A 20,672-nucleotide genomic window follows, 5' to 3' on the forward strand; every position below is an offset into this window, starting at 1 on the left:
TGGGGATCGTCCGGCACGCGATGGTGAGCGTCGCCCCTTCAACAACGACCGTGACCGCAAGCCTTTCGGCGACCGTGACCGCAAGCCTTTCGGCGACCGCCCCGAGCGTGGCGGCGAACGTCGTTCCTTCGGCGGCGACCGCCCCGAGCGTGGCGGCTCGTGGGAAGAACGTCCGGCCAGGGTGCCGAACGCCAAGGACATCCGCAGCGCCAACCGTCCCGACCGCGAGCGTTCTCCTGAAATTGACGAAGACGTCACGGGCAAGGAACTCGACCGCGCCACGGGCCACCAGATCAAGACCCTCGAGGAGCAGAGCGCGGGGTGGGTCGCAAAGCACTTGGTCATGGCCGGACGCTTGATCGACATCGAGCCCGAGCTCGCCTTCCAGCACGCCCTTGCTGCAAGCCGCCGCGGCGGTCGACTCTCGGCCGTGCGTGAAGCGGTTGGCCTGACTGCTTACGCTGCCGGTCACTATGGTGAGGCTCTGCGTGAATTCCGCACGTACCGCCGCATCAGTGGCTCCAACGTGCATTTGCCGGTGATGGCTGACTGCGAGCGTGGCCTTGGCCGCCCTGATCGCGCGTTGGACATGGTCCGCTCTCCCGAAGCCCAGGATCTTGACGCTCCGGGCAAGGTTGAGCTTGCGATCGTGGCCTCGGGTGCTCGTGCCGATCTCAACCAGTTGGATGCTGCTGTCAGCGAGCTTGAGATCCCGCAACTGGACATCAACCGGGCATTCTCGTACAGCCCGCGTCTGTTCCGTGCATACGCTGAGGCTTTGAGCGCGGTGGGTCGAACCGAGGAAGCGGACAAGTGGGCCCGCCAGGCGCTGGTTGCTGAGAACGCTTTGGGTGTGGGCGATTTTGCGGAGCCCGAGATTCTTGACCTTGGCTGGGACGAGCAGGAAGAAGCAGCTGCGCGTAAGCCGCGTTTCGAGAAGCCGGCCCCGGACGCCGACGTCGTGAAGCCTGAGACGGAGACGGTCATCGTTGAGGCGGCAGCTGCTGACGTCGAGCGTGATGACGTTGAGCTTGATGATGCCGAATCGGATTACTTCGAGTCGGATGACGCGGAATCGGACATCGATTCCGCGGAAGAAGACGCAGAGGCAAAAGACGAAGACACCGAGAACGAGGGCTCCGACTCCCAGCATGACTGATTCACTGATCTCACTGTTTGATGCTGTCCTTTCAGATCTGGACGGGGTGGTCTATGCAGGACCCCACGCCATCCCTGGGGCTGTGGAGTCATTGCAGCGTCTCGAAACCGTAGGCGTTGGCCTGGGTTATGTGACCAACAATGCCTCCCGCACCCCGGCCCAGGTCGCGGCGCATCTACGTGAGCTTGGCGCGCCGGCTGAGGACCATCAAGTGGTCAGTTCCTCCCAGGCAGCAGGGGAGCTTCTGGCTTCCATGCTGCCTGCGGGGGCGCATGTCCTCATCACGGGCAGTGCGGCTTTGGCCCATGAGATCGAATTGGCGGGCCTGAAACCCGTGCACAGTGCCGCCGAATCCCCGGTTGCCGTTGTCCAGGGGTTCAACCCGGAGATTGGCTGGAAGGATCTCGCGGAGGCGTCGTATGTTGTGGCCGGGGGAGCCATGTGGTTTGCCACCAACACGGACATGTCCATCCCGCAGGCCCGCGGCATGGCCCCCGGGAATGGAACGCTGGTTGCCGCTGTGGCGGCCGCCACGGGAAAGACGCCGCTGGTGGCCGGTAAGCCTGAGGCCCCTCTTTTCCACGCAGCGGCCAAACGGCTTAAGGCCGACCGTCCGCTGGTTGTGGGCGACCGTCTGGACACCGACATCCTGGGCGGCAACCGTGCAGGATTTGCGACGGCGGCCGTCCTCACCGGAGTGGACACCACCCACACCATCATTGCTGCACGAACGGATGAACGTCCGGACTACCTCCTGGCAGACCTGGCGGGCTTGTACGCACCGTATCCGGAGGTTGTCAGCGACGCCGGTATGTTCCGTTGCGGCGCAGCCACTGCAGTTGCCGGGGACGGGATTGTCACGGTGACTGGCCTCGAGGGTGACCTCGACGCGTGGCGGGCGGCATGCGCGGCGTGGTGGGCAGCTGTTCCGGACACGGACGTGGCGCAAACGCCGCAGCTGGTGTGGCGAAATCACTAGACTGGTGCGATGACCGAGCCCCAACATTCCGAATCGGAACATCCCGATCCGGAACGACCTGCAGTTCAGTGGCCTGACACGGCAAGCCCCACGGGGGATCCCTTGGTGGACAAGGCCCTCGGCCTGCTGGACGGCGTGGCGGAGTCACCCGTACAGGACCATGGGGAGCTGTACACCGGCATCCATGACGCTTTGTTGGAAGCTTTGGATGCCGAACCAGGGCTCCCGGCGGTCCCACAAAGCACCCCCCGCCCGGAAAGCGACAGCTAACGCATGCCAAGACTTGATCAGGAACTCGTCACCCGCGGGCTGGCGAGGTCTCGTACCCATGCCGCCAAGCTCATTAGCGACGGCAAGGTCAGCTCGGGCGGCCACGTTCTCGTCAAAGCTGCCCATCAAGTGGATGCCCGGACGGAATTGGATGTCGAGGCCCATCTGGAGGACATCTACGCAAGCCGCGCCGGGCACAAGCTGGCCGGCGCGCTGAAGGTGTTTCCCGGCGTCGTGGTTTCCGGTAAGCGGTGTCTCGACGCCGGTGCCTCCACGGGCGGTTTCACTGACGTTTTGCTCCGGCAAGGTGCCGCCCAGGTGGTGGCGGTGGACGTGGGGCACGGCCAGCTGGTGCCGCACCTTCGGGAGGATCCCAGAGTGGAGGTCCACGAGGGCCTCAACGTCCGGTATATGACGCCGGAGGAGATCGGCGGTCCAGCGAAACTGACTGTGGCCGATTTGTCCTTCATTTCGTTGACACTGGTTGTGGGACCCCTTGCCCAGTGCACGGAGCCGGGCGGTGATTTGGTCCTCATGGTCAAGCCGCAATTCGAGGTGGGCAAGGAGCGTCTGAGCCGAACCGGCGTGGTGTCGTCGGAGAATGAACGACGCCGGGCCGTGGCGCAGGTTGCCCGGGCGGCAGTGGATGCCGGCCTTGAACTTCAGGACCTCGCACCCAGCCCGCTTCCGGGCCAGGACGGAAATGTTGAATACTTCCTGTGGATGAAGCGCAGGATGTCCACGGCGTTGCCTAAGATCGAAGAGCGGGACGAGGACGTTGCTGCGTTGATCAAGAAACTCTGGCCGAACCACTAGAAAGCAGAACCCGATGAGCAGGCGTGTACTTGTCCTTGCCCACACAGGGCGGGAGGAATCGCTCCGCGCAGCGTGGGATGCCTGTACGCAACTGCATTCCTCAGGCTTGGTTCCCGTGCTGCAGAAATCCGAACTTGCAGATATTGAACGATTCTTCGGCGCCCTTGATACGCCCATCGAGATCCTCAACGATCACGTCAATCTTGAGGAGGTGGAGCTGGTGATGGTCCTCGGCGGCGACGGCACCATCTTGAGGGCTGCCGAACTGGTGCGCGAGGTGGACGTCCCGCTGCTGGGCGTGAACCTGGGGCATGTGGGCTTCCTGGCGGAAAGTGAACGCGCCGATCTGGCCCAGACAGTGGAGTGGATAGCCAGCCGCCAGTACACGGTGGAAGAACGCATGACCATCGATGTCCAGGTGTGGGTCAAGGGTCAGAAGATTTGGCACACGTGGGCTTTGAATGAGGCTGCCATTGAGAAGGCCAACCGCGAACGCATGTTGGAGGTTGTCACCGAGGTGGACGAGCGTCCTCTGACGTCGTTCGGCTGCGATGGTGTTGTCCTCGCAACGCCCACGGGTTCCACGGCTTACGCTTTCTCTTCAGGCGGGCCCGTGGTGTGGCCGGAGGTCGAAGCTTTGGTCATTGTCCCGATTAGTGCCCACGCGCTTTTTGCCAAGCCTTTGGTGGTGTCTCCGCGCTCCAAGTTGGCGGTTGAAATCATGAACCGGACCGACGCCTTGGGGGTTCTTTGGTGTGATGGGCGGCGTTCGGTGGACCTCCCGCCGGGAGCACGCGTTGAAGTAACCCGTTCGGCCACCCCGGTGCGGCTCGCACGGACCCATAAGACTCCGTTCTCGGCCCGGCTTGTCCGCAAGTTCCAGCTTCCCATCCACGGTTGGCGCGGCCCGGCCCCTCGGAGCGGTGAAGTTCATACCGGTCCCATCCCCGTCATCCGGACCTTGTCACCGGCTCCGTTGCCCAGCCCCCGGGACTCCGAGACGTCCCAGGACCTGGGGCACGGTGAGCCATCAGACCCCACGAATGCGAAGTGAAACATGCTCGAAGAACTCCGAATCCGTGACCTTGGCGTCATAACCGACGCCGCCCTTCCTCTTGGACCTGGCCTCAGCGTGGTCACCGGTGAAACCGGTGCGGGCAAGACCATGGTGGTGACCGCCGTCGGGCTTCTTCTCGGTGCCCGTTCGGACGCCGGCGCGGTGCGAAGCGGTGCCAAGTCCGCTTCGGCCGAGGCTGTTCTTAAGCTCGATCCCGCGCACAGCGCTGTGGAACGCGCCAAGGAGGCAGGCGGCGAGGCAGAAGAGTTCGACGGCGTCGCTGAGCTCCTGCTTGCCCGCACCGTGGGTGCCGATGGGCGCAGCCGGGCTTATGTTGGCGGGCGCGCGGCACCTGTGGGGGTTCTTGCAGAGCTGGGCGAGAGTTTGGTGGTGGTCCATGGCCAGTCGGACCAGATCCGGCTCAAGAGTGCCACCGCGCAGCGGCACGCCTTGGACAGATTTGCCGGAGCACCCCTGGCCAAATCTCTGGGGGAGTACCAGGAGCTGTTCAACCACTGGAAAGCCATCCAGGCCGAACTGGAGACGCTGCGCAGCGAAGCCCGCGAGCGTTTGCGCGAGGCTGAGTCGCTGGACGCCGCCCTCAAGGAAATTGACGAGGTGGATCCCCAACCGGGTGAAGACGAGACACTCAAAGCCGAGGCTGTAAAACTGGCCAACGTGGAAGAACTGCGTTTGGCGGCGGCTGCGGCCCATGAGTCCCTCATCGCCGAGGAATTCGGGGACGCCGGCGACGCAACCACCATGGTGGATGCGGCCAAGCGGACCCTGGAGCATGTGGCTGAGCATGACGAGGAACTTCGTTCCGCAGCAACCCGGCTGGCGGAGGTCGGCTTCCTCCTTAATGACATCGCCGCCGAGCTCTCCAGTTACCAGGCGGCCTTGGACAGCGAAGGCCCTGAGCGGCTCTCCGAAATCGAGGAACGCCGGGCTTCCCTTGCCAAGCTGATCCGCAAGTATGCCCCGAGCATTGATGAAGTGCTTGAGTGGGCAGCGACTGCGAGGACCCGCCTTGATGAGTTGCAGGATGACTCCACTCGGATCGAGTCCTTGGACGCCGAGGTTGCTTCTGCGGAGGCGACCCTGCGCAAGCTGGCGGCGGCCATCACCAAGGCCCGGCTCAAGGCGGCGAAGGACCTCTCAGGCCGGGTCAGTGCCGAGCTGAAGGCCTTGGCGATGGCTGACGCCACCTTGGTCATCGAGGTGGATGGGAGCGGCGCGTTGGGCCCGTGGGGCACTGATGAAATCGCCTTCCTCCTCCAACCTCACTCAGGCGCCCCGGCGAGGCCCCTGGGCAAGGGAGCCTCCGGCGGTGAACTGTCCAGGGTCATGTTGGCGATTGAGGTAGTGCTCGCCGCAGTAGATCCCGTCCCAACGTTCGTGTTCGATGAGGTGGACGCCGGCGTGGGTGGGCGGGCCGCCGTCGAAATCGGACGCAGGCTGGCCATGCTCGCCCGGCACGTCCAGGTGCTGGTGGTGACGCACCTGCCGCAGGTGGCGGCCTTCGCGGATCAACACATCCGCGTGACCAAAACTTCCGTGCGCGGCGCTGACGGGAAAACAACCACCGGCTTCACGTCCAGCGACGTGCAGCTTCTCAGCGACGATGAGCGGGTCAAGGAGCTTGCCCGCATGCTGGCCGGCCAGGAGGACTCCGAGAGCGCGCAGGCGCACGCCCAGGAATTGCTGGACGACGCAAAGCTCCTGCCGCAGCGCGCCTAGTGCTGCGGGGAGTGCGAGCACAATCACATCAGTGCACTTAATCCCGCCCGGGTCTTGCTTGGACCGCGGTGGTGAGCAACTATTGACCATTTGGGGAATCCGAACGGACGCTTGGAAGGCGTAATTGATGATAAGCTCGAATTCCGTGGTGCAGCGATCAAATTCCCGTGTAAATTCCCGGTTCCCGGGCTCGTCCAAGACGACCAAACACATCTTCGTCACCGGTGGTGTGGCGTCCTCGCTCGGTAAGGGTCTGACGGCTTCCAGCCTCGGTCACCTGCTGCGGGCACGTGGTTTGTCTGTAACTATGCAGAAGCTCGATCCTTATCTGAACGTGGATCCGGGCACGATGAACCCCTTCCAGCACGGCGAAGTATTCGTAACTGATGACGGCGCCGAAACAGACCTCGACATTGGTCACTACGAGCGCTTCCTTGATGAGAACCTCGAAGGTTCGGCCAACGTCACAACGGGCCAGATCTACTCCACCGTTATCGCCAAGGAACGTCGCGGCGAATACCTCGGGGACACCGTTCAGGTCATTCCCCACATCACCGATGAAATCAAGCGCCGCATGCGCCTGCCTGCCGAAGGCAAAAACGCTCCGGACGTCATCATCACCGAAATCGGCGGCACGGTTGGCGACATCGAGTCGCAGCCGTTCCTGGAGTCTGCACGGCAGGTTCGCCAGGACGTGGGCCGGAACAACGTCTTCTTCCTGCACGTTTCGCTGGTCCCGTACATCGGTCCTTCCCAGGAACTGAAGACCAAGCCCACCCAGCACTCCGTGGCGGCTCTCCGCTCCATTGGTATCCAGCCTGAAGCAATCGTGATCCGCTCAGACCGCGAAGTGCCCGATGCCATGCGGGAGAAGATCGGCCGCATGTGCGACGTCGACATCGACGCCGTGGTTAACGCCGCTGACGCACCCAGCATCTACGACATCCCCAAGACCCTTCACTCGCAGGGCCTGGACTCCTACATCGTCCGTGCACTGGATCTGCCGTTCAAGGACGTTGACTGGAGCAAGTGGGACAAGCTGCTTGAAGCTGTGCACAACCCCAAGCACGAGGTCGAGGTAGCCCTGGTGGGCAAGTACATCGACCTTCCGGACGCCTACCTCTCGGTCACCGAGGCACTTCGCGCCGGCGGTTTTGCCAACGAAGCCAAGGTCAAGATCCGCTGGGTCCCGTCGGACGAGTGTGAAACCCTGGCCGGTGCAACCAAGTCCCTGGCCGGCGTGGACGCCATCTGCGTTCCCGGTGGCTTCGGTATCCGCGGCCTCGAAGGCAAGCTTGGCGCGTTGAAGTTCGCCCGTGAAACCAAGCTCCCGGTCCTGGGCCTTTGCTTGGGCCTGCAGTGCATGGTGATCGAGTATGCACGCAACGTAGTTGGCCTTGAAGGTGCTTCCTCCAGCGAGTTCGAGCCGGATTCGAAGTACCCGGTTATCGCCACCATGGAAGAGCAGCTGGACATCGTGGAAGGCAAGGGAGACCTTGGCGGCACCATGCGCCTGGGCCTCTACGAAGCCAAGCTGGATGAAGGCTCGGTCATTGCCGAGACTTATGGCACCACCACCGTCAGCGAACGCCACCGCCACCGCTACGAGGTCAACAACAAGTACCGTGACCAGATCGCTGCCGAGGGCCTGGTGTTCTCCGGTACGTCTCCTGACGGCAAGCTGGTGGAGTATGTGGAGCTTCCCCGTGAAGTCCACCCGTACTACGTGGCAACGCAGGCGCACCCGGAGCTCAGCTCCCGCCCCACGCGCCCCCATCCGCTGTTCGCAGGTTTGGTCAAGGCTGCCTTGGAGCGTCGCGAAGGTGCGCCCGTGGCCACCAAGACCGGTGCCCGCGCGGTAGCTGCCAAGTAAACGCAAGTACTAGTGAAGGACGGCGCGATGCCCGGTATTTCTGAAACCCCCCGCACATCAAGGCAGGTTTCGGACATGCCGAGCCCGCGCCGTCTTTTGTCTACCAGCAAGGTGTACGAAGGCCGCATTTGGGACGTTGTCAGCGACTCGTTCCAACTCAGCGACGGCACGGACACCCTGGTTCGTGATTACATCGACCACCCGGGCGCTGTGGCAGTGCTGCCCATGAACGTGGACGGTGAGATTCTGCTGCTGAAGCAGTACCGGCATCCCGTGGCCATGGATCTGTGGGAGATTCCCGCCGGCCTGCTGGACGTCGAAGGCGAGGATTTCGTGGTGGGCGCGGCCAGGGAGCTGGCAGAGGAAGCCGACCTGGTGGCCGCTACCTGGAACGTCCTTGTGGACTTCTTCAACTCGCCGGGTTCTTCCAGCGAGGCAGTCCGGATCTATCTGGCACGGGGCCTCAGCGACGTCCCTGTGGCGGAACGCCACGTCCGCACCGATGAAGAGGCCGAGATTGAACTTCACTGGGTGCCGCTCGACGAAGCCGTGAAGGCAGTGCTGGAAGGCCGGCTGCACAATCCTTCTGCGGTGCTGGGGATCCTTGCCGCCGCTGCCGCGAAGGCCGATGGTTTCACCAGCCTTCGGCCAGCCAATGCGCCTTGGCCGGCTCATCCGAGCCAGCGCTGAGCATGGCCGAGGCCGCCACTCGAACCGCCAACGGCGTTGACCGCGCAATAACCGACTATCTCCAGCACGTTGGTGTGGAACGCGGCTTGGCGGCAAACACTTTGTCTGCGTACCGTAGGGACCTCGCCCGATACTCCAACTTCCTGGCGGCCCAAGGTGTGGAACAGCCCGGAAGTATCACACGGCACCACGTGACAGCCTTCGTCCAGGCATTGTCCGACGGCTCCGATGGCGCCGCCGCTTTGGGCGTCCGCTCCGCCGCCCGCACCGTGGTGGCTGTACGTGGACTCCACAAGTTTTGGGCGCTCGAAGGAACCACGACGGCGGACCCCGCCAGCGATGTCCACCCGCCTATGCCAGGCAAACGGCTTCCAAAAGCCATCAGCGTTGGTGAAGTGACGCGCATCCTGGAAGCTGCCGGCTCGGATACCGCTACCGGTCTCCGTGACCGCGCACTGCTTGAATTTCTCTACTCCACAGGGGCCCGCATCAGCGAGGCCGTGGGACTGGATGTTGATGACGTCTCCCTCGAAGACACCGGCGGTGACCCTGCCATCGTGAGGCTGTTCGGCAAGGGTTCCAAGGAACGTCTGGTTCCTCTGGGCTCTTTTGGTGCCCGCGCCGTCGGGGCCTATGTTGTCCGCGGCAGGCCGCTGCTGGCGTCCAAGGGCAAAGGCACTCCGGCGCTGTTCCTCAACGCCCGTGGTGGCCGGATCAGCAGGCAGAGTGCGTGGACCATCCTCAAGACGGCGGCCGAGAAGGCCAACATCACCAAAGATGTCTCGCCGCACACGCTGCGCCATTCCTTCGCCACCCACCTCCTGGAGGGCGGTGCGGATGTCAGGGTGGTCCAGGAGTTGCTGGGACATGCGTCCGTGACCACCACGCAGGTCTATACCCTGGTCACAGCGGACACTTTGCGTGAGGTCTACGCAGCCGCGCATCCCAGAGCGCTCGGATAACCGGAGCGCTCGGATAACCAGAGCTATTCGAGCACGTTCAGCGTCAGCTCCACGGCGTCGACGAACAACGCCAGCAGCGACGTCCCCAAGCCAGCTACGAGCAACAGCCCGGGGTGCGCGAGCCCCACTACTACACGCTTGAGCCTTGGGCGCCCGCGCAGGAACTTCTTCGGTACGCGTGTCTTCAGCGGTATCTGCCGCCAGCCCCGCAAACGCCGCAGGAACCATGCACAGCGCACAATGAAGGCCATCCACAGGATGGAGAGCACCAGCGGAACTGCGGCCAGCATGAGGTTGAAACCCAGAGCCGTGACTTCCTTTTCGGAATCGCCAATCACGGACTGGACAGTGGTGGAGATCGAGGCACTCATCACCACCGACGCTGCCCAGACCATGAACGCTGCCACTAATGCGAGGAAGCGGACGAAGAAGTGGCCCAGGACTGTCGCGTCCACCGCACGCAGGTGGCTTCGTGGCGTGGCATGCAGCACCACCAGCGTGGAGATTAGCGTGGGCAGCGCCGCTACGAGGACAAGCAGGTACCAGGTCCATCCGGCAAGGTCCACCACCTCGTCCAAGACGATCAGCCCTGCCCACACCACAGTCCACGCCCAACCTGCATAGAGCGGGTGCGCCACCAACCAACGGGGTAGCCAGGAGTCCCGTTCAGCCTTAGCATTGGGGACCATTTCTGCGGCACCGATACCTCGCTTCGACGGCGGTTCTGCATCGTCTTCGACGGCGGCCGCATTGGCGCGCGCGTCACCCCCACCTTCAGTCATGGGCTCACTGTAGCAATGGCGGCAGTGGCAGGGGAGATCAGGTTAAGGTAGGCAGCATGACTGCAGCCCATGTGACCTTGTGCTTCCTCCTCCGCGACGCCGCGGACGGCGAACATGTTTTGCTCGGGACCAAGAAGACGGGTTTCGGCAGGGGCAAGGTAGTGGGTGTCGGCGGGCATGTTGAAGCGGGGGAGACCGCCTCGGAGGCTGCATGCCGTGAGGTCATGGAGGAAATCAATGTTGTGGTTCAGGCGAAGGACCTGATTCCTGCGGGCACTGTGGACTTTGTGTTCCCGGCCAGGCCGGAGTGGAACATGGCAACTACTGTGTTCCTGACCCGCGAGTGGGACGGGGAACCGTCGGAAAGCGACGAGATTGCCCCTGCGTGGTTCCCTGTGGCACAGCTTCCCGTGAATCGGATGTGGGCTGACGCCGAACACTGGCTGCCGGCCATGATTTCCGGCCAGCGCATCGCCGTAACGGTGGCCTTGGCGGCAGATAACGAGAATGTGGCTGACGTCCACACGGTTGCTTGGGTGGACCCCGAGTCGTAGAAATAGCGACGGCGGACCGGTCGCCTTTCGGTGACCGGCCCGCCGTCGTTCTTCCTGCTTTAGTCCGGAAGCGTTACGGCACGTGCCGTTCTTCGGGTCCGTTGTATTCGCTGAGCGGGCGGATGAGTGAGTTGGAGGCCACCTGTTCCATGATGTGCGCGGTCCAGCCGGTGATGCGGCTGGCGACGAACAGTGGGGTGAACGTGTGGGTGTCGAAGCCCATGAGGTGGTACGTGGGGCCGGCAGGGTAGTCGAGGTTGGGCTTGATCGCCTTGGCCTCCTCCATGGCCTGTTCCAAGCCGTTGTACAGCCCCAGGAGTTCGGGCCGTCCGTAGTGGGCGATCATCTTGTCCAGGGCGGCTTTCATGGTGGGCACGCGGGAGTCGCCGTGCTTGTAGACGCGGTGTCCGAAGCCCATGACCTTCTTCTTCTGTGCCAGGGCGTCTTCCATCCAGGCACGGGCGCGGGTGGCGGCTTCCTCGAGGGATTCTTCGCTGCGGATGCCGATCTCGTCGAACGTGTGCATCACAGCTTCGTTGGCTCCACCGTGCAGAGGACCCTTGAGAGCGCCGATCGCGGCAGTAACAGCGGAGTGCAGGTCCGAGAGCGTGGAGGTGACCACACGTGCCGTGAAGGTTGATGCGTTAAAGGAGTGCTCGGCGTAGAGGATCATGGAGACGTTGAACGCCTCCACCACTTCGGGAACCTGCTCTTCGCCGAAGGTCATCCAGAGGAAGTTGGCGGAGTAGTCCAGGTCCTCGCGGGGTTCCACAGGCTCCTGGCCGCGGCGGCGGCGCTGGTCGTAGGCAACGACGGCGGGCATGGCAGCCCAGAGGTCGATTGCCTTCTTCATGTTCGCCTCGGGGGTGGAATCCTCGGCCAACTCGTGCCGGGCACCGAGCACGGATGCTGCCGTGCGGCACACGTCCATGGGATGAGCAGTGGTGGGCAAGGTATCCACAACGGACTTGACCACGGGGTCCAAGGCGCGACCGGAACGCTCGCGGGCAGTGAATTCCGCAAGCTCTGCGTCAGTGGGCAGTTCGCCGTTCCACAGCAGGTACGCGACCTCTTCGAAGCTGCATTTGGCGGCCAGTTCCTGGACCGGGTAGCCGCGATACAGCAGCGAGTTGGTGTCCGGGTTGACCTTTGATACGGCGGTGTAATCCACCACGACGCCGGCAAGGCCCTTTTTGATGTCAACAGCTACCATGCTGCTCTCCTTCGTTCATAATGCAAGCGGCCCGGAAGCCCCGGGCTACCTGCTTTCCCCTGTATGAATCCCGGGACCTAGCGAATGCCAGGAACCTGGAAGTTGAAAACGCCGGTATCGAATTGGTTGTATGCCTCGTAGTCGACGAGTTCGTAGAGGCGCGCACGCGTGAGCATGTTTTCCACTTGCGCTTCTTGGGTCCCCGCAGCCTTAATCGATTCCAGAGTACGCTCTGCAGCTCCCATGGCAATGCGGAGTAGCGTGACGGGGTAGATGACCATGTTCACGCCTACGGTTTGAAGCTGGTCCACAGTGAAGAGATCGCTTTTGCCGAACTCGGTCATGTTGGCCAGGATCGGTACGTCCACGGCGTCTCGGATGGCTTGGAATTCGTCCAGGGTGGCCATGGCTTCGGGGAAGATCGCGTCAGCGCCGGCCTCTACGAGGGCTTTGGCGCGGTCCTGTGCGGCCTGGATTCCTTCGACGGCGCGGATGTCGGTGCGGGCCATGATGAGGAAGTTCGGGTCGCGGCGGGCGTCTGCTGCGGCGCGGATGCGCTGGGTGGCGGTGTCGATGTCCACCACGTTTTTGCCGTCCAGGTGGCCGCAGCGTTTGGGGTTGAATTGGTCCTCGATGTGGCAGCCGGCCAGGCCTGCGTTTTCGAGTTCCTGGATGGTCCGGGCGACGTTCATGGGTTCACCGAAGCCGGTGTCGGCGTCCACCAAGGAGGGCAGGTCCGTCATCCGGGCGATCTGCCCCGCCCGGGTGGCTACCTCGGTGAGGGTGGTCAGGCCGATGTCCGGCAGGCCGAGGTCGTTGGCCAGGACGGCCCCGGAGATGTAGACCCCGGCGAAGCCTTTTTCCTCGATCAGCCGTGCCGAGAGCGGGTTGAACGCTCCCGGGAACTGCTGCACGGTCCCGGAAGCCAGCAACTCCCGCAGCTTGAGGCGTTTCTGTTCGGGGGTGACTTTTGAGTACAGCATTTAGAACAGTCCCTTGGGAGCTGCTGCGAGGTCGATCACGCCGGGTGCTGCGGTGATGTTCAGCTGGTCCAGTTCGCCTTCGCCGAGTTCGGTGACGCGTTCGACGGCGGCGAGGAACCTTTCGATCTCGGCTTCCTCCACGAGACCGGCAGCAAGGGTGCGGAACTTGTTGATGTACTGCTCCCGGGCGAACGGCCGGGCACCGAGCGGGTGGGCGTCGGCCACGGCGATTTCGTCCGTGACAACAGACCCATCCGTGAGTGTGATGACAACAGTGCCGCCGAAGGCTTTCTCTGCGATGTCCAGGGAGTGGTAGCGGCGGGTCCATTCGGGGTCTTCGACGGTGGTGACCTTGTGCCAGAGTTCCACGGTGTCCGGGCGTGCTGCGCGTTCGGGGGCGTAGGAGTCCACGTGGTGCCAGGCGCCGTCCTGCAGGGCGACGGTGAAGATGTATGGGATGGAGTGGTCCAGGGTTTCGCGGGACGCGGTCGGGGAGTACTTCTGGGGATCGTTCGCGCCGGAACCGATCACGTAGTGCGTGTGGTGGCTGGTCTTGATCAGCACGGAGGCGACGTTGGCCGGGTCCGTGGTTTCCGGGTGCTCCTTGTGGAGTTTGCGGGCGAGGTCGATCCACGCCTGGGCCTGGTACTCGGCGGAGTGTTCCTTGGTGTAAGTGTCCAGGATGGCGCGCTTCGCTTCACCGGGCAGCGGCAGCGGAACCTCGTAGGAGGCATCCGGGCCGTCGAGCATCCAGGCGATCACGCCGTCTTCGCCTTCGTAGATCGGCACCGGGGAGGTCTGTCCGCGCATCGAACGGTCCACCGCTTCAACCGCCATCTTGCCCGCGAACGCCGGGGCGTGGGCCTTCCACGTGGAGATCTCGCCCTTGCGGGACTGCCGGGTGGCGGTGGTGGTGTGCAGGGCCTGGCCCACGGACTGGAAGATCGTCTCAACATCCAGGCCAAGAAGGGTGCCGATGCCGGCGGCGGCGGACGGGCCGAGGTGGGCGACGTGGTCGATCTTGTGCTTGTGCAGGCAGATGGCCTTAACCAGGTTCACCTGGATCTCGTAGCCGGTGGCGATGGCACGGACAAGGTCGGCGCCGTTGGAGCCAACGTGCTGGGCGACGGCCAGGATCGGCGGGATGTTATCCCCCGGGTGGGAGTAATCCGCGGCCAGGAACGTGTCGTGGTAGTCGAGTTCGCGGACGGCCACGCCGTTGGCCCAGGCGGCCCACTCGGGGGAGACCTGCTCTTCGATGCCGAACACTGAGGCGCCCTTGCCATTGGCGGACGGGGCGTGGGTCAGTGCCTGAGCGCGGGCCGCGACGATGGGTGCCCGGTTCAGCGAGGCGATGGCCACGGAGGCGTTGTCGATGATCCGGTTGATCACCATATCGGTGACCTCCGGGGTCACCTCGACTGCGTCGGCGGCGACTACGGCGATCTTGTGTGCCAGCTGCTCCTCGCGAGGGAGGTTCTCTTCGCTCTTGTAGACGCGGACGTGATTGTTCTTGACCATGGTGCTCCTTCTAATGAGGGGTGTGGGTGGCTTTGACGTGGGTGAGGCTGCGGTGCAGGTGAAGCGTGGTGGCGGCTTCGGCGAGCCGGGGGTTGCCTGCGGCGATGGCCTCGGCGATCGCGGCATGTTCTGCAGCTGCGGCATGAAGCCGGGCGGCGTCGTCGGCTGCCAGGCGGCGGACGCGGACCAAGTGGACGCGGAGGCTGCGCATGGCATTGGCCAGGTAAGTGTTGGAGATGGCCGAATCGATGGCGTCGTCCAAGCGGCCTACCAAGGCGTAGTACTCGTGGCGCGCGGGGTCGTTGTCGCTCAGCAGCTCAGGTGCCAGCACCAGTTGGGCGTGCAGTTCGGCGAAGATACCTGGTTCGCCGCGCTGGGCGGCCAAGGCGGCCGCCCTGACCTCGAGGGTTTCGCGCAGTTCGAACAGTTCGTCGATGCTGTCCAGCGAAATATCGGTGACGACGACGCCGCGGCCGCCTGCCGCCGTCGTCAGTCCTTCCGCGGTCAGCCGGCTCAGCGCCTCCCGGACCGGGGTCCGGGACACTCCGAGGCGTTCGGACTGCTCCACTTCGGCGAGGACGGTGCCCGGACGGAGACGCCACTCAATGATGTCTTCACGAAGGGCGTTGTAAGCCCGATCACTGGCGCGCATATCCCCATTGTATACATATCGGCAGCTTTATGGCACTAAAGGCCCGAAAAATTCGTTCTGTGTATACATCACGGCCTTGCAACGTAGTACGCATTGAAGGGGTCTTCTTCCAGTTCCTTCACCTCCACCGCGCGGAAACCCGCATCCAGAAGCATGTCCGTTGCCCGCTGTTTGCCCCACACCGTACCCAAACCATCGCCGCCCTGCCCCAACGAAACTGCCATGCAATGGAAGGTTGAGATGGTGTACAGGAACGCTGCCCACGGGAGCTCCACGTTGTCCTCCAAGCGGCTTGAAGCGTTGATGTCCACCATGAGGAATGTTCCTTCCGGCTTGAGCGCAGCCCGGATGTTCTTCAGGACCTCAGCCGGGCGGGCTTGGTCGTGAATGGCGTCAAAAGCTGTCACCAAATCGAACGGCTCCTCGGTTTCCAGGCGGCTTACATCCTGGAGTTCAAACCGGACGTTGGACAGTCCCGCTGCTGAGGCTTCGTCGGAGGCAGTAGCCAATGCCTCCCCTGAGAAGTCGTAACCGGTAAAAGTGCTGGCAGGGAAAGTGGCCGCCAGCAGATTCATGGCATGCCCCTCGCCACAACCGATGTCGGCCACTGAAATTCCACGGCGCAGTGCATCCACGCAGCCCGTCAGGGGAAGGATCGTCTCAACAAGTGATGCGTCGTTCACCGCGGCGCTTTCGGAAGCCATGATGTGATGGAACCGCGGGTAGTCGTCGTAGCTCGTTCCGCCACCCGTCCGGAATGCCTGCGCCACCTTCGGGGCAACTTCTCCCATCAGCGGGACATACTGCAGCGTTCGCGCCAGATTTTCGGTTCCGGGCCCGGTAACGACGGGCACGAATTCCGGACGAAGGCTGTAGGTTCCACGGTCCGGTTGGTAGTCGACAAACCCAGCCGAGGTCATCCCGCCCAACCATTCCCGGACATAGCGCTCGTTAAGGCCGGCAGCATCGGCGATCAGATCGCTCCCGGCTGCCGGCAGAGCCGCCAAGGTCTCGAACAAGCCCGTTTGATGTCCAACGCCGATGAGCAGGGCAATGGAGGAGTCGTTGAGGATTCCGATCATCCGGCCCGCGGCCTGTTCCACGCTGTCCCGGGTGGGCGTGGGGCTTTGGTGCTGTTCAGTCTGGATGTTGTTCATGGCCAGTCCTTTGTGTTCCGGTGGCCGACTCGCCCGGCCAGTTGCCCGCAACTTCACGTTATGTTTGGGACCGCGGTCACGGCGTCGGGGGATTTCTGCATCTTTTGCGGGGCCATGAGGCGAATGATGCAGGTACCGGGCATCAAAGCTTCGGACGCTCCGGGATGCCGTGCTGGCGAGCCCAGGCAGCGGCAGCGGTTCTGGACGTGACGCCGATCTTGGTAAAGATGTTCGCCAAGTGCCGTCCGGCTGTCTTTTCGGAGATCGTCAACGAGTCTGCGATCTGGCGATTGCTGGAACCGGAGAGTACGCAACTGAGCACTTCCACCTCACGGGACGTCAACCCACCCGGTTCCCCGGAGGTCTTTAGCCAGGAGATGTTGGCAGCGCCAAGCTGTGCGCGGATAGCGGCGGCAGTGGCCCGCTCCGCGTCCGCAGCACGGTGCTCGCCCATGGCCGCGTTGACGGAGGCAAGACGATCGTGGATTTCTGCCAGCTCATACCTCAGACGTTGCGATCTGTATGCCTGCGCGGCGGCCTCCAGCGCGGTCATCGCCTCAGGCCATCGGCGCTCAGCCATCAGGACGGAGCCGCGGGCATGGTGGGCGCGGCCCAGGAAGCCCGGGCTGCCGTAGCGAGACGCCGTCAGCTCAAGCTCCCGGCAGTAAATCTCGGCCGCTGCTGGATTTCCGGGCGCGAGCAGCTCCACCATCGGCAGCAGGAGCCATGCCCGTCCCAACGGTCCGCGTTCGGCCAAGGCTGCCCTGAGTGCGTCCGTGGCGGCCTCGGTCCGGCCTGCCTGTGCAAGGAGGAGTGCGGGGCCAGGCTGCGCGTCCACTCCCAGCTCGCGGGCCGACGCGAAAGCTGCGGCCGCACCCGCCGTATCACCGCGCCGTCGGCGGATCTCACCCAGCTCGCAGAAGCAGTCCGCGGCAATCCACCCGTGGGCATTTCTCAGGCGCTCGCCGAGCTCAGCGATCTCCGATTCCACCTGTGCCCAGTTGCCTTCGGCGCTCAGCAACTGGAGTTCGTGAACGCGAGCGATGCCCGCGTACATGAAGGACGTGGAGAGCCCTGCGCACCACGTCGCCAAGGCATCCGTCCAAGCCCTCATCCGCGAATAATCAGCCATTTCGTAGCACAGGTGGATGACGGAGCAATAGATATCGCCACCCCATTCAGCGGGCACCTGCCCGGCCAGGACGGGAAGCATCGCTTCGTCAAGGTCCCGGAAGCCATTGCTTGCGTCACCGCTGCGTACGGCAGCCAGGCCGGACAACATCGAGGCGAAGCTCGCCAATTCCGGGGCCACCAGCCTGCGCGACAACTCTTTCAACTGCACGGAGGCCGACAACGCCGGTCCGGCGTCCCCTTCGAGGTAGATCGCGTCGTTTCCCTCGAGGTAAAGGAGATAGCCGTGCTCAACGGACTCCGGAAGACTCTCCAGCAGGAGGCGGGCACGGTTCAGCCATGCAGAGGACACGGCGATATTTCCGCGAAGTCCCCACTGCAGGGAAAGCATCAGGGCAGCTCTTGCGGCGGATTGGGCGTGCCCATCCGCAACCCTGCTGTGAAAGATGTCTTCGGACAGGGCCATGGAGCCCTGGACATCGCCGAGCCACCATTTGGAGCGTGCCAGGATTTCCTGGTCTTCCACACCGAGGGCCGCTTCGTTCGCAGCACGTTCCATGGCCCGACGCGCAGCGTCCCAGTCTCCGCGGGCAAACGCCTCGCGGGCTGCCATCAGCTGGTGCTGCACTGGAAACATTGGCGCTGGGGACATTGGCGTTGGGGACATGGGCTCTCCATGGGTCGGCACCAGCTTACTGCCGGAGGCGCAGGGAACGGGAGGACCCTAGCCCCGGTTCCAGCCGTACTCGTTCTCCGGCCGGCCAGGAGTGCCGTACCGGGGCGCCCGGGTGACCGTACCGGCGTCGGCAAGGTATTCCAAGTACCGGCGGGCGGTGACGCGGGACATCCCCAGCGCGTCCATCACCTCACTTGCCGACACCGGCTGCCGGCCCGCCCGCACCAGGTCCTTCACCGATTCCAACGTCGAGCCGGAGAGCCCCTTGGGCAGTGGCAGATCGGTGGGAGCGCGAAGGCTGGCAAACGCCTGGTCAACGTCACTCTGCGACGCTCCGGCTTTGGAGATCCCGGACATCGAGCCCGCCAGCTGTTCGCGGAAGGTCCGGTAGCTGCTGAGCTTGTCCGCAAACGTGGCGTACGTGAAGGGCTTGATGAGGTACTGCACGACGCCGATGGACACGGCGCTGCGCACGATGGTCAGTTCCCGGACGGCAGTGATGGCGATGATGTCGGCAAAGACGCCCGCGGAACGCATTCGGCGGGCGACGTCCAGGCCGTGGAGGTCCGGCAAATTCATATCCAGCAGGACAAGGTCCACCGGGGAGCCCGACGCCGCGAATTCGCCCAGGATGCGCAAGGCCGACTGTCCATCCGGTGCCGTCCCCACCAGGGTGAAGCCGTCCAGGCGGCCAACGTAGACAGAGTGGGCGTCCGAGGCTATCGGCTCGTCTTCCACCACCAGGACGCGGATGTCTGTCATGCCTTCTCTTCCTCGGGAACCGGCGCCGGGAGCAGAACATGGAACTGTGCTCCACCGGGATTGCTGATGGTCATCGTACCGTTGAGCCGCTCCACAGCCTGACGCACCAAAGCGAGGCCAACGCCCCGGCCATGGGCGCCGCGCGGGTTTTCTTCCGGGGACTTTGTGCTGAAGCCGTACTGCAGGACGTCATCAATGGAGTCGGGATTGATGCCACTGCCCGTGTCCCGCACCGTAAATTCGACGGCGGCAGGTCCGGCTTCCACATCCAGCTCCACCTTCCGTGGGAAGTCCCCGGCGGCCGCAGCATCAATTGCATTGTCCAGCAGGTTCCCAAGGATGGTCACCAGGTCCTGTATTTCCAAGCCCAGGACGCCGGAGCTCCCCGAGGTCCGCACCACCAATTCCACCCCGCGTTCGTGGGCTTCTGCCGCCTTCCCCATCACCAGCGCGCTCATCACTGGCTCATCCACGGACGCCACCATGTCGTCGGTGAGTTGCTGGCTGAGTTCAAGGTCCTTGGTGGCAAAGTCCAGGGCTTGCGGCGTGCGGCCCAGTTCCAACAGGGACACGATCATGTGCAGCCGGTTTGCATGCTCATGTGTCTGGGCGCGCAGGGCATCGGAGAGAGTCTTCATCGTCTGCAGTTCCGTGCCCAGGGACTCGATCTCAGTACGGTCGCGGATGGTAGCTACCGTGCCGTAGACAGCGGGTTTCTGTCGGCTGCGCTCAGGCACCGGCCCCACTGCGGGGGCCTGATTGACTACAAGGATCCGGGAACCGGTCAGGTGGATTTCGTCGTGAGCGGGCCTGCCGGATTCGAACAGCGCTCGCAGGCTGCCGTCGAAGGGAAGATCGGCGAGTTTCGGGGCGTCATCGGGGGACCGGTCGGCGTCGGAAGGCTCCACGCCCAGTAGCTCGGCGGCTTGGTCGTTGTACATCACCGCCTTGCCGTGAGTGTCAATCAGAATCACGCCTTCGCGGACAGAGTGCAGGACCGACTCGTAGTATGCGAACAGCTGCGCCAATTGCTCCGGGCCCCATCCGCGGGTGACCGAGCGAAGGTATCGGCCTAACAGCCACGAGGCGACCGATCCGAAGAACAGGACCACCAAGGCGATTCCGCCAATCACCCCCAGCCTTTCGGTAACGTCGGTGTCCACTGTGCGGACCGTGACTCCGGCAGCCACCAAGGCCTTGACGTTTCCGCCGATGTCCTTGACGGGAGCGATGGTTCGGACTGAGGGGCCCAGGGTTCCTGCGGTCACTTCCGTGAAGGTTTCGCCGCCGAGAGCGGGCTCAATCGTCCCGATATAGGGCTTGCCCAGTTCCTCGGTCCGGGGATGGGTCCAGCGTGTCCTGTCCGGCGCCATGATGGTGATGAAGTCGGCGTCGGCGTCGTCCATGACTTCCCGCGCATATGGCTGGAGGATGGCAGAAGGATCAGTCGTCGACGCCGCCTCCAGGACCAGGGGATTGTTGGCGAGGGAGGTGGCGATTGCCTGCATCCTGCCGCCGGCCTCGTCGTAGGCCCGGTCCCTGGCTTCCACCACGGAGAACGCACCGAAGACCGCCGTCAGTACCAGGACGAACAGCAGGTTCGCCACGAACAAGCGGCGGGCGATGCTCCAGCTGTGAAACACGTGGGCCTCCCATGACCAATATGACCGCAACGGTGATGTGTGTCACCAACAG

Annotated in this window: 18 protein-coding genes and 1 pseudogene; 10 read left to right on the plus strand and 9 right to left on the minus strand. The window is 63.7% G+C overall.

What is annotated here, in order from left to right:
- The 9 genes and pseudogenes from AC1RJY_RS22305 to xerD all read left to right on the plus strand — a co-directional run.
- Positions 1–1,159 (plus strand): annotated as a pseudogene (locus tag AC1RJY_RS22305) (hypothetical protein); the annotation flags it as partial.
- The gene (locus tag AC1RJY_RS22310; RefSeq protein WP_210064231.1) at positions 1,152–2,138 is read left to right on the plus strand and encodes an HAD-IIA family hydrolase; all 987 of its coding nucleotides are present in this window, start codon (positions 1,152–1,154) and stop codon (positions 2,136–2,138) included. The pseudogene AC1RJY_RS22305 and the gene AC1RJY_RS22310, both read left to right, overlap by 8 nt.
- A gap of 9 nt (positions 2,139–2,147) precedes the next feature.
- Positions 2,148–2,408, plus strand: coding sequence for a hypothetical protein (locus tag AC1RJY_RS22315; protein WP_498603564.1), 261 nt, complete (start codon positions 2,148–2,150; stop codon positions 2,406–2,408).
- Between the two features lie 3 nt (positions 2,409–2,411).
- A complete protein-coding gene (locus tag AC1RJY_RS22320; RefSeq protein ID WP_011774360.1) occupies positions 2,412–3,224 on the plus strand; it encodes a TlyA family RNA methyltransferase in 813 nt (270 codons plus the stop codon).
- Positions 3,225–3,237: 13 nt separating this feature from the next.
- Positions 3,238–4,278: an NAD kinase gene (locus AC1RJY_RS22325; RefSeq protein WP_498603565.1), complete on the plus strand. Its 1,041-nt coding sequence runs from the start codon at positions 3,238–3,240 to the stop codon at positions 4,276–4,278.
- Between the two features lie 3 nt (positions 4,279–4,281).
- Positions 4,282–6,021 carry a DNA repair protein RecN gene (recN, locus tag AC1RJY_RS22330; RefSeq protein ID WP_210064229.1) on the plus strand — a complete coding sequence of 580 codons (1,740 nt, stop codon included), beginning with the start codon at positions 4,282–4,284 and terminating at the stop codon, positions 6,019–6,021.
- Between the two features lie 127 nt (positions 6,022–6,148).
- A complete protein-coding gene (gene pyrG / locus AC1RJY_RS22335; protein WP_011774363.1) occupies positions 6,149–7,894 on the plus strand; it encodes a CTP synthase in 1,746 nt (581 codons plus the stop codon).
- Between the two features lie 27 nt (positions 7,895–7,921).
- Positions 7,922–8,584 (plus strand): NUDIX domain-containing protein, encoded by a 663-nt coding sequence (locus AC1RJY_RS22340; protein WP_043805979.1) that lies wholly within the window; start codon positions 7,922–7,924, stop codon positions 8,582–8,584.
- 2 nt (positions 8,585–8,586) lie between these two features.
- A complete protein-coding gene (gene xerD, locus AC1RJY_RS22345) occupies positions 8,587–9,546 on the plus strand; it encodes a site-specific tyrosine recombinase XerD (RefSeq protein ID WP_011774365.1) in 960 nt (319 codons plus the stop codon).
- 23 nt (positions 9,547–9,569) lie between these two features.
- Here xerD and AC1RJY_RS22350 read toward each other — a convergent pair whose 3' ends face one another.
- Complete coding sequence (locus tag AC1RJY_RS22350) at positions 9,570–10,328, minus strand: hypothetical protein (RefSeq protein WP_014921333.1); 759 nt, start codon at positions 10,326–10,328, stop codon at positions 9,570–9,572.
- Positions 10,329–10,384: 56 nt separating this feature from the next.
- Here AC1RJY_RS22350 and AC1RJY_RS22355 point away from each other — a divergent pair, with 56 nt between their 5' ends.
- Positions 10,385–10,882, plus strand: coding sequence for an 8-oxo-dGTP diphosphatase (locus AC1RJY_RS22355; protein WP_014921334.1), 498 nt, complete (start codon positions 10,385–10,387; stop codon positions 10,880–10,882).
- A 73-nt stretch (positions 10,883–10,955) separates the two neighbouring features.
- On the opposite strand, the gene AC1RJY_RS22360 is transcribed toward AC1RJY_RS22355, so the two are convergent.
- From AC1RJY_RS22360 to AC1RJY_RS22395, 8 genes are all read right to left on the minus strand, one after another.
- Positions 10,956–12,095, minus strand: coding sequence for a bifunctional 2-methylcitrate synthase/citrate synthase (locus AC1RJY_RS22360; protein WP_498603567.1), 1,140 nt, complete (start codon positions 12,093–12,095; stop codon positions 10,956–10,958).
- Positions 12,096–12,172: 77 nt separating this feature from the next.
- On the minus strand, positions 12,173–13,078 hold the full coding sequence (gene prpB / locus AC1RJY_RS22365; protein WP_498603568.1) for a methylisocitrate lyase: 906 nt from the start codon (positions 13,076–13,078) through the stop codon (positions 12,173–12,175).
- On the minus strand, positions 13,079–14,599 hold the full coding sequence (locus tag AC1RJY_RS22370) for an MmgE/PrpD family protein (protein WP_210064227.1): 1,521 nt from the start codon (positions 14,597–14,599) through the stop codon (positions 13,079–13,081). It lies immediately after the preceding gene.
- A 10-nt stretch (positions 14,600–14,609) separates the two neighbouring features.
- Positions 14,610–15,251, minus strand: coding sequence for a GntR family transcriptional regulator (locus AC1RJY_RS22375; protein ID WP_014921338.1), 642 nt, complete (start codon positions 15,249–15,251; stop codon positions 14,610–14,612).
- A gap of 68 nt (positions 15,252–15,319) precedes the next feature.
- Positions 15,320–16,408, minus strand: coding sequence for a class I SAM-dependent methyltransferase (locus AC1RJY_RS22380; protein WP_210064226.1), 1,089 nt, complete (start codon positions 16,406–16,408; stop codon positions 15,320–15,322).
- Positions 16,409–16,550: 142 nt separating this feature from the next.
- A complete protein-coding gene (locus AC1RJY_RS22385; RefSeq protein ID WP_498603569.1) occupies positions 16,551–18,206 on the minus strand; it encodes a LuxR C-terminal-related transcriptional regulator in 1,656 nt (551 codons plus the stop codon).
- A 57-nt stretch (positions 18,207–18,263) separates the two neighbouring features.
- Positions 18,264–18,977, minus strand: a complete 714-nt coding sequence (locus AC1RJY_RS22390) for a response regulator (RefSeq protein ID WP_011774374.1) — start codon at positions 18,975–18,977, stop codon at positions 18,264–18,266.
- On the minus strand, positions 18,974–20,620 hold the full coding sequence (locus tag AC1RJY_RS22395; RefSeq protein WP_210064224.1) for a sensor histidine kinase: 1,647 nt from the start codon (positions 20,618–20,620) through the stop codon (positions 18,974–18,976). Before AC1RJY_RS22395 ends, AC1RJY_RS22390 begins: the two co-directional genes overlap by 4 nt.
- Positions 20,621–20,672: the final 52 nt, after the last annotated feature.

This window comes from Arthrobacter sp. GW822-FHT05G07 (assembly GCF_058799755.1).

What these genes read in the sequence shown, in the direction of transcription:
- AC1RJY_RS22370 (WP_210064227.1), bottom strand. Translation starts at nt 14,599, where the DNA reads ATGGTCAAGAACAATCACGTCCGCGTCTACAAGAGCGAAGAGAACCTC.
- xerD (WP_011774365.1), top strand. Translation starts at nt 8,587, where the DNA reads ATGGCCGAGGCCGCCACTCGAACCGCCAACGGCGTTGACCGCGCAATA.
- pyrG (WP_011774363.1), top strand. Translation starts at nt 6,149, where the DNA reads ATGATAAGCTCGAATTCCGTGGTGCAGCGATCAAATTCCCGTGTAAAT.
- prpB (WP_498603568.1), bottom strand. Translation starts at nt 13,078, where the DNA reads ATGCTGTACTCAAAAGTCACCCCCGAACAGAAACGCCTCAAGCTGCGG.
- AC1RJY_RS22350 (WP_014921333.1), bottom strand. Translation starts at nt 10,328, where the DNA reads ATGACTGAAGGTGGGGGTGACGCGCGCGCCAATGCGGCCGCCGTCGAA.
- AC1RJY_RS22380 (WP_210064226.1), bottom strand. Translation starts at nt 16,408, where the DNA reads ATGAACAACATCCAGACTGAACAGCACCAAAGCCCCACGCCCACCCGG.
- AC1RJY_RS22315 (WP_498603564.1), top strand. Translation starts at nt 2,148, where the DNA reads ATGACCGAGCCCCAACATTCCGAATCGGAACATCCCGATCCGGAACGA.
- recN (WP_210064229.1), top strand. Translation starts at nt 4,282, where the DNA reads ATGCTCGAAGAACTCCGAATCCGTGACCTTGGCGTCATAACCGACGCC.
- AC1RJY_RS22320 (WP_011774360.1), top strand. Translation starts at nt 2,412, where the DNA reads ATGCCAAGACTTGATCAGGAACTCGTCACCCGCGGGCTGGCGAGGTCT.
- AC1RJY_RS22375 (WP_014921338.1), bottom strand. Translation starts at nt 15,251, where the DNA reads ATGCGCGCCAGTGATCGGGCTTACAACGCCCTTCGTGAAGACATCATT.
- AC1RJY_RS22360 (WP_498603567.1), bottom strand. Translation starts at nt 12,095, where the DNA reads ATGGTAGCTGTTGACATCAAAAAGGGCCTTGCCGGCGTCGTGGTGGAT.
- AC1RJY_RS22355 (WP_014921334.1), top strand. Translation starts at nt 10,385, where the DNA reads ATGACTGCAGCCCATGTGACCTTGTGCTTCCTCCTCCGCGACGCCGCG.
- AC1RJY_RS22340 (WP_043805979.1), top strand. Translation starts at nt 7,922, where the DNA reads ATGCCCGGTATTTCTGAAACCCCCCGCACATCAAGGCAGGTTTCGGAC.
- AC1RJY_RS22310 (WP_210064231.1), top strand. Translation starts at nt 1,152, where the DNA reads ATGACTGATTCACTGATCTCACTGTTTGATGCTGTCCTTTCAGATCTG.
- AC1RJY_RS22385 (WP_498603569.1), bottom strand. Translation starts at nt 18,206, where the DNA reads ATGTCCCCAACGCCAATGTCCCCAGCGCCAATGTTTCCAGTGCAGCAC.
- AC1RJY_RS22390 (WP_011774374.1), bottom strand. Translation starts at nt 18,977, where the DNA reads ATGACAGACATCCGCGTCCTGGTGGTGGAAGACGAGCCGATAGCCTCG.
- AC1RJY_RS22325 (WP_498603565.1), top strand. Translation starts at nt 3,238, where the DNA reads ATGAGCAGGCGTGTACTTGTCCTTGCCCACACAGGGCGGGAGGAATCG.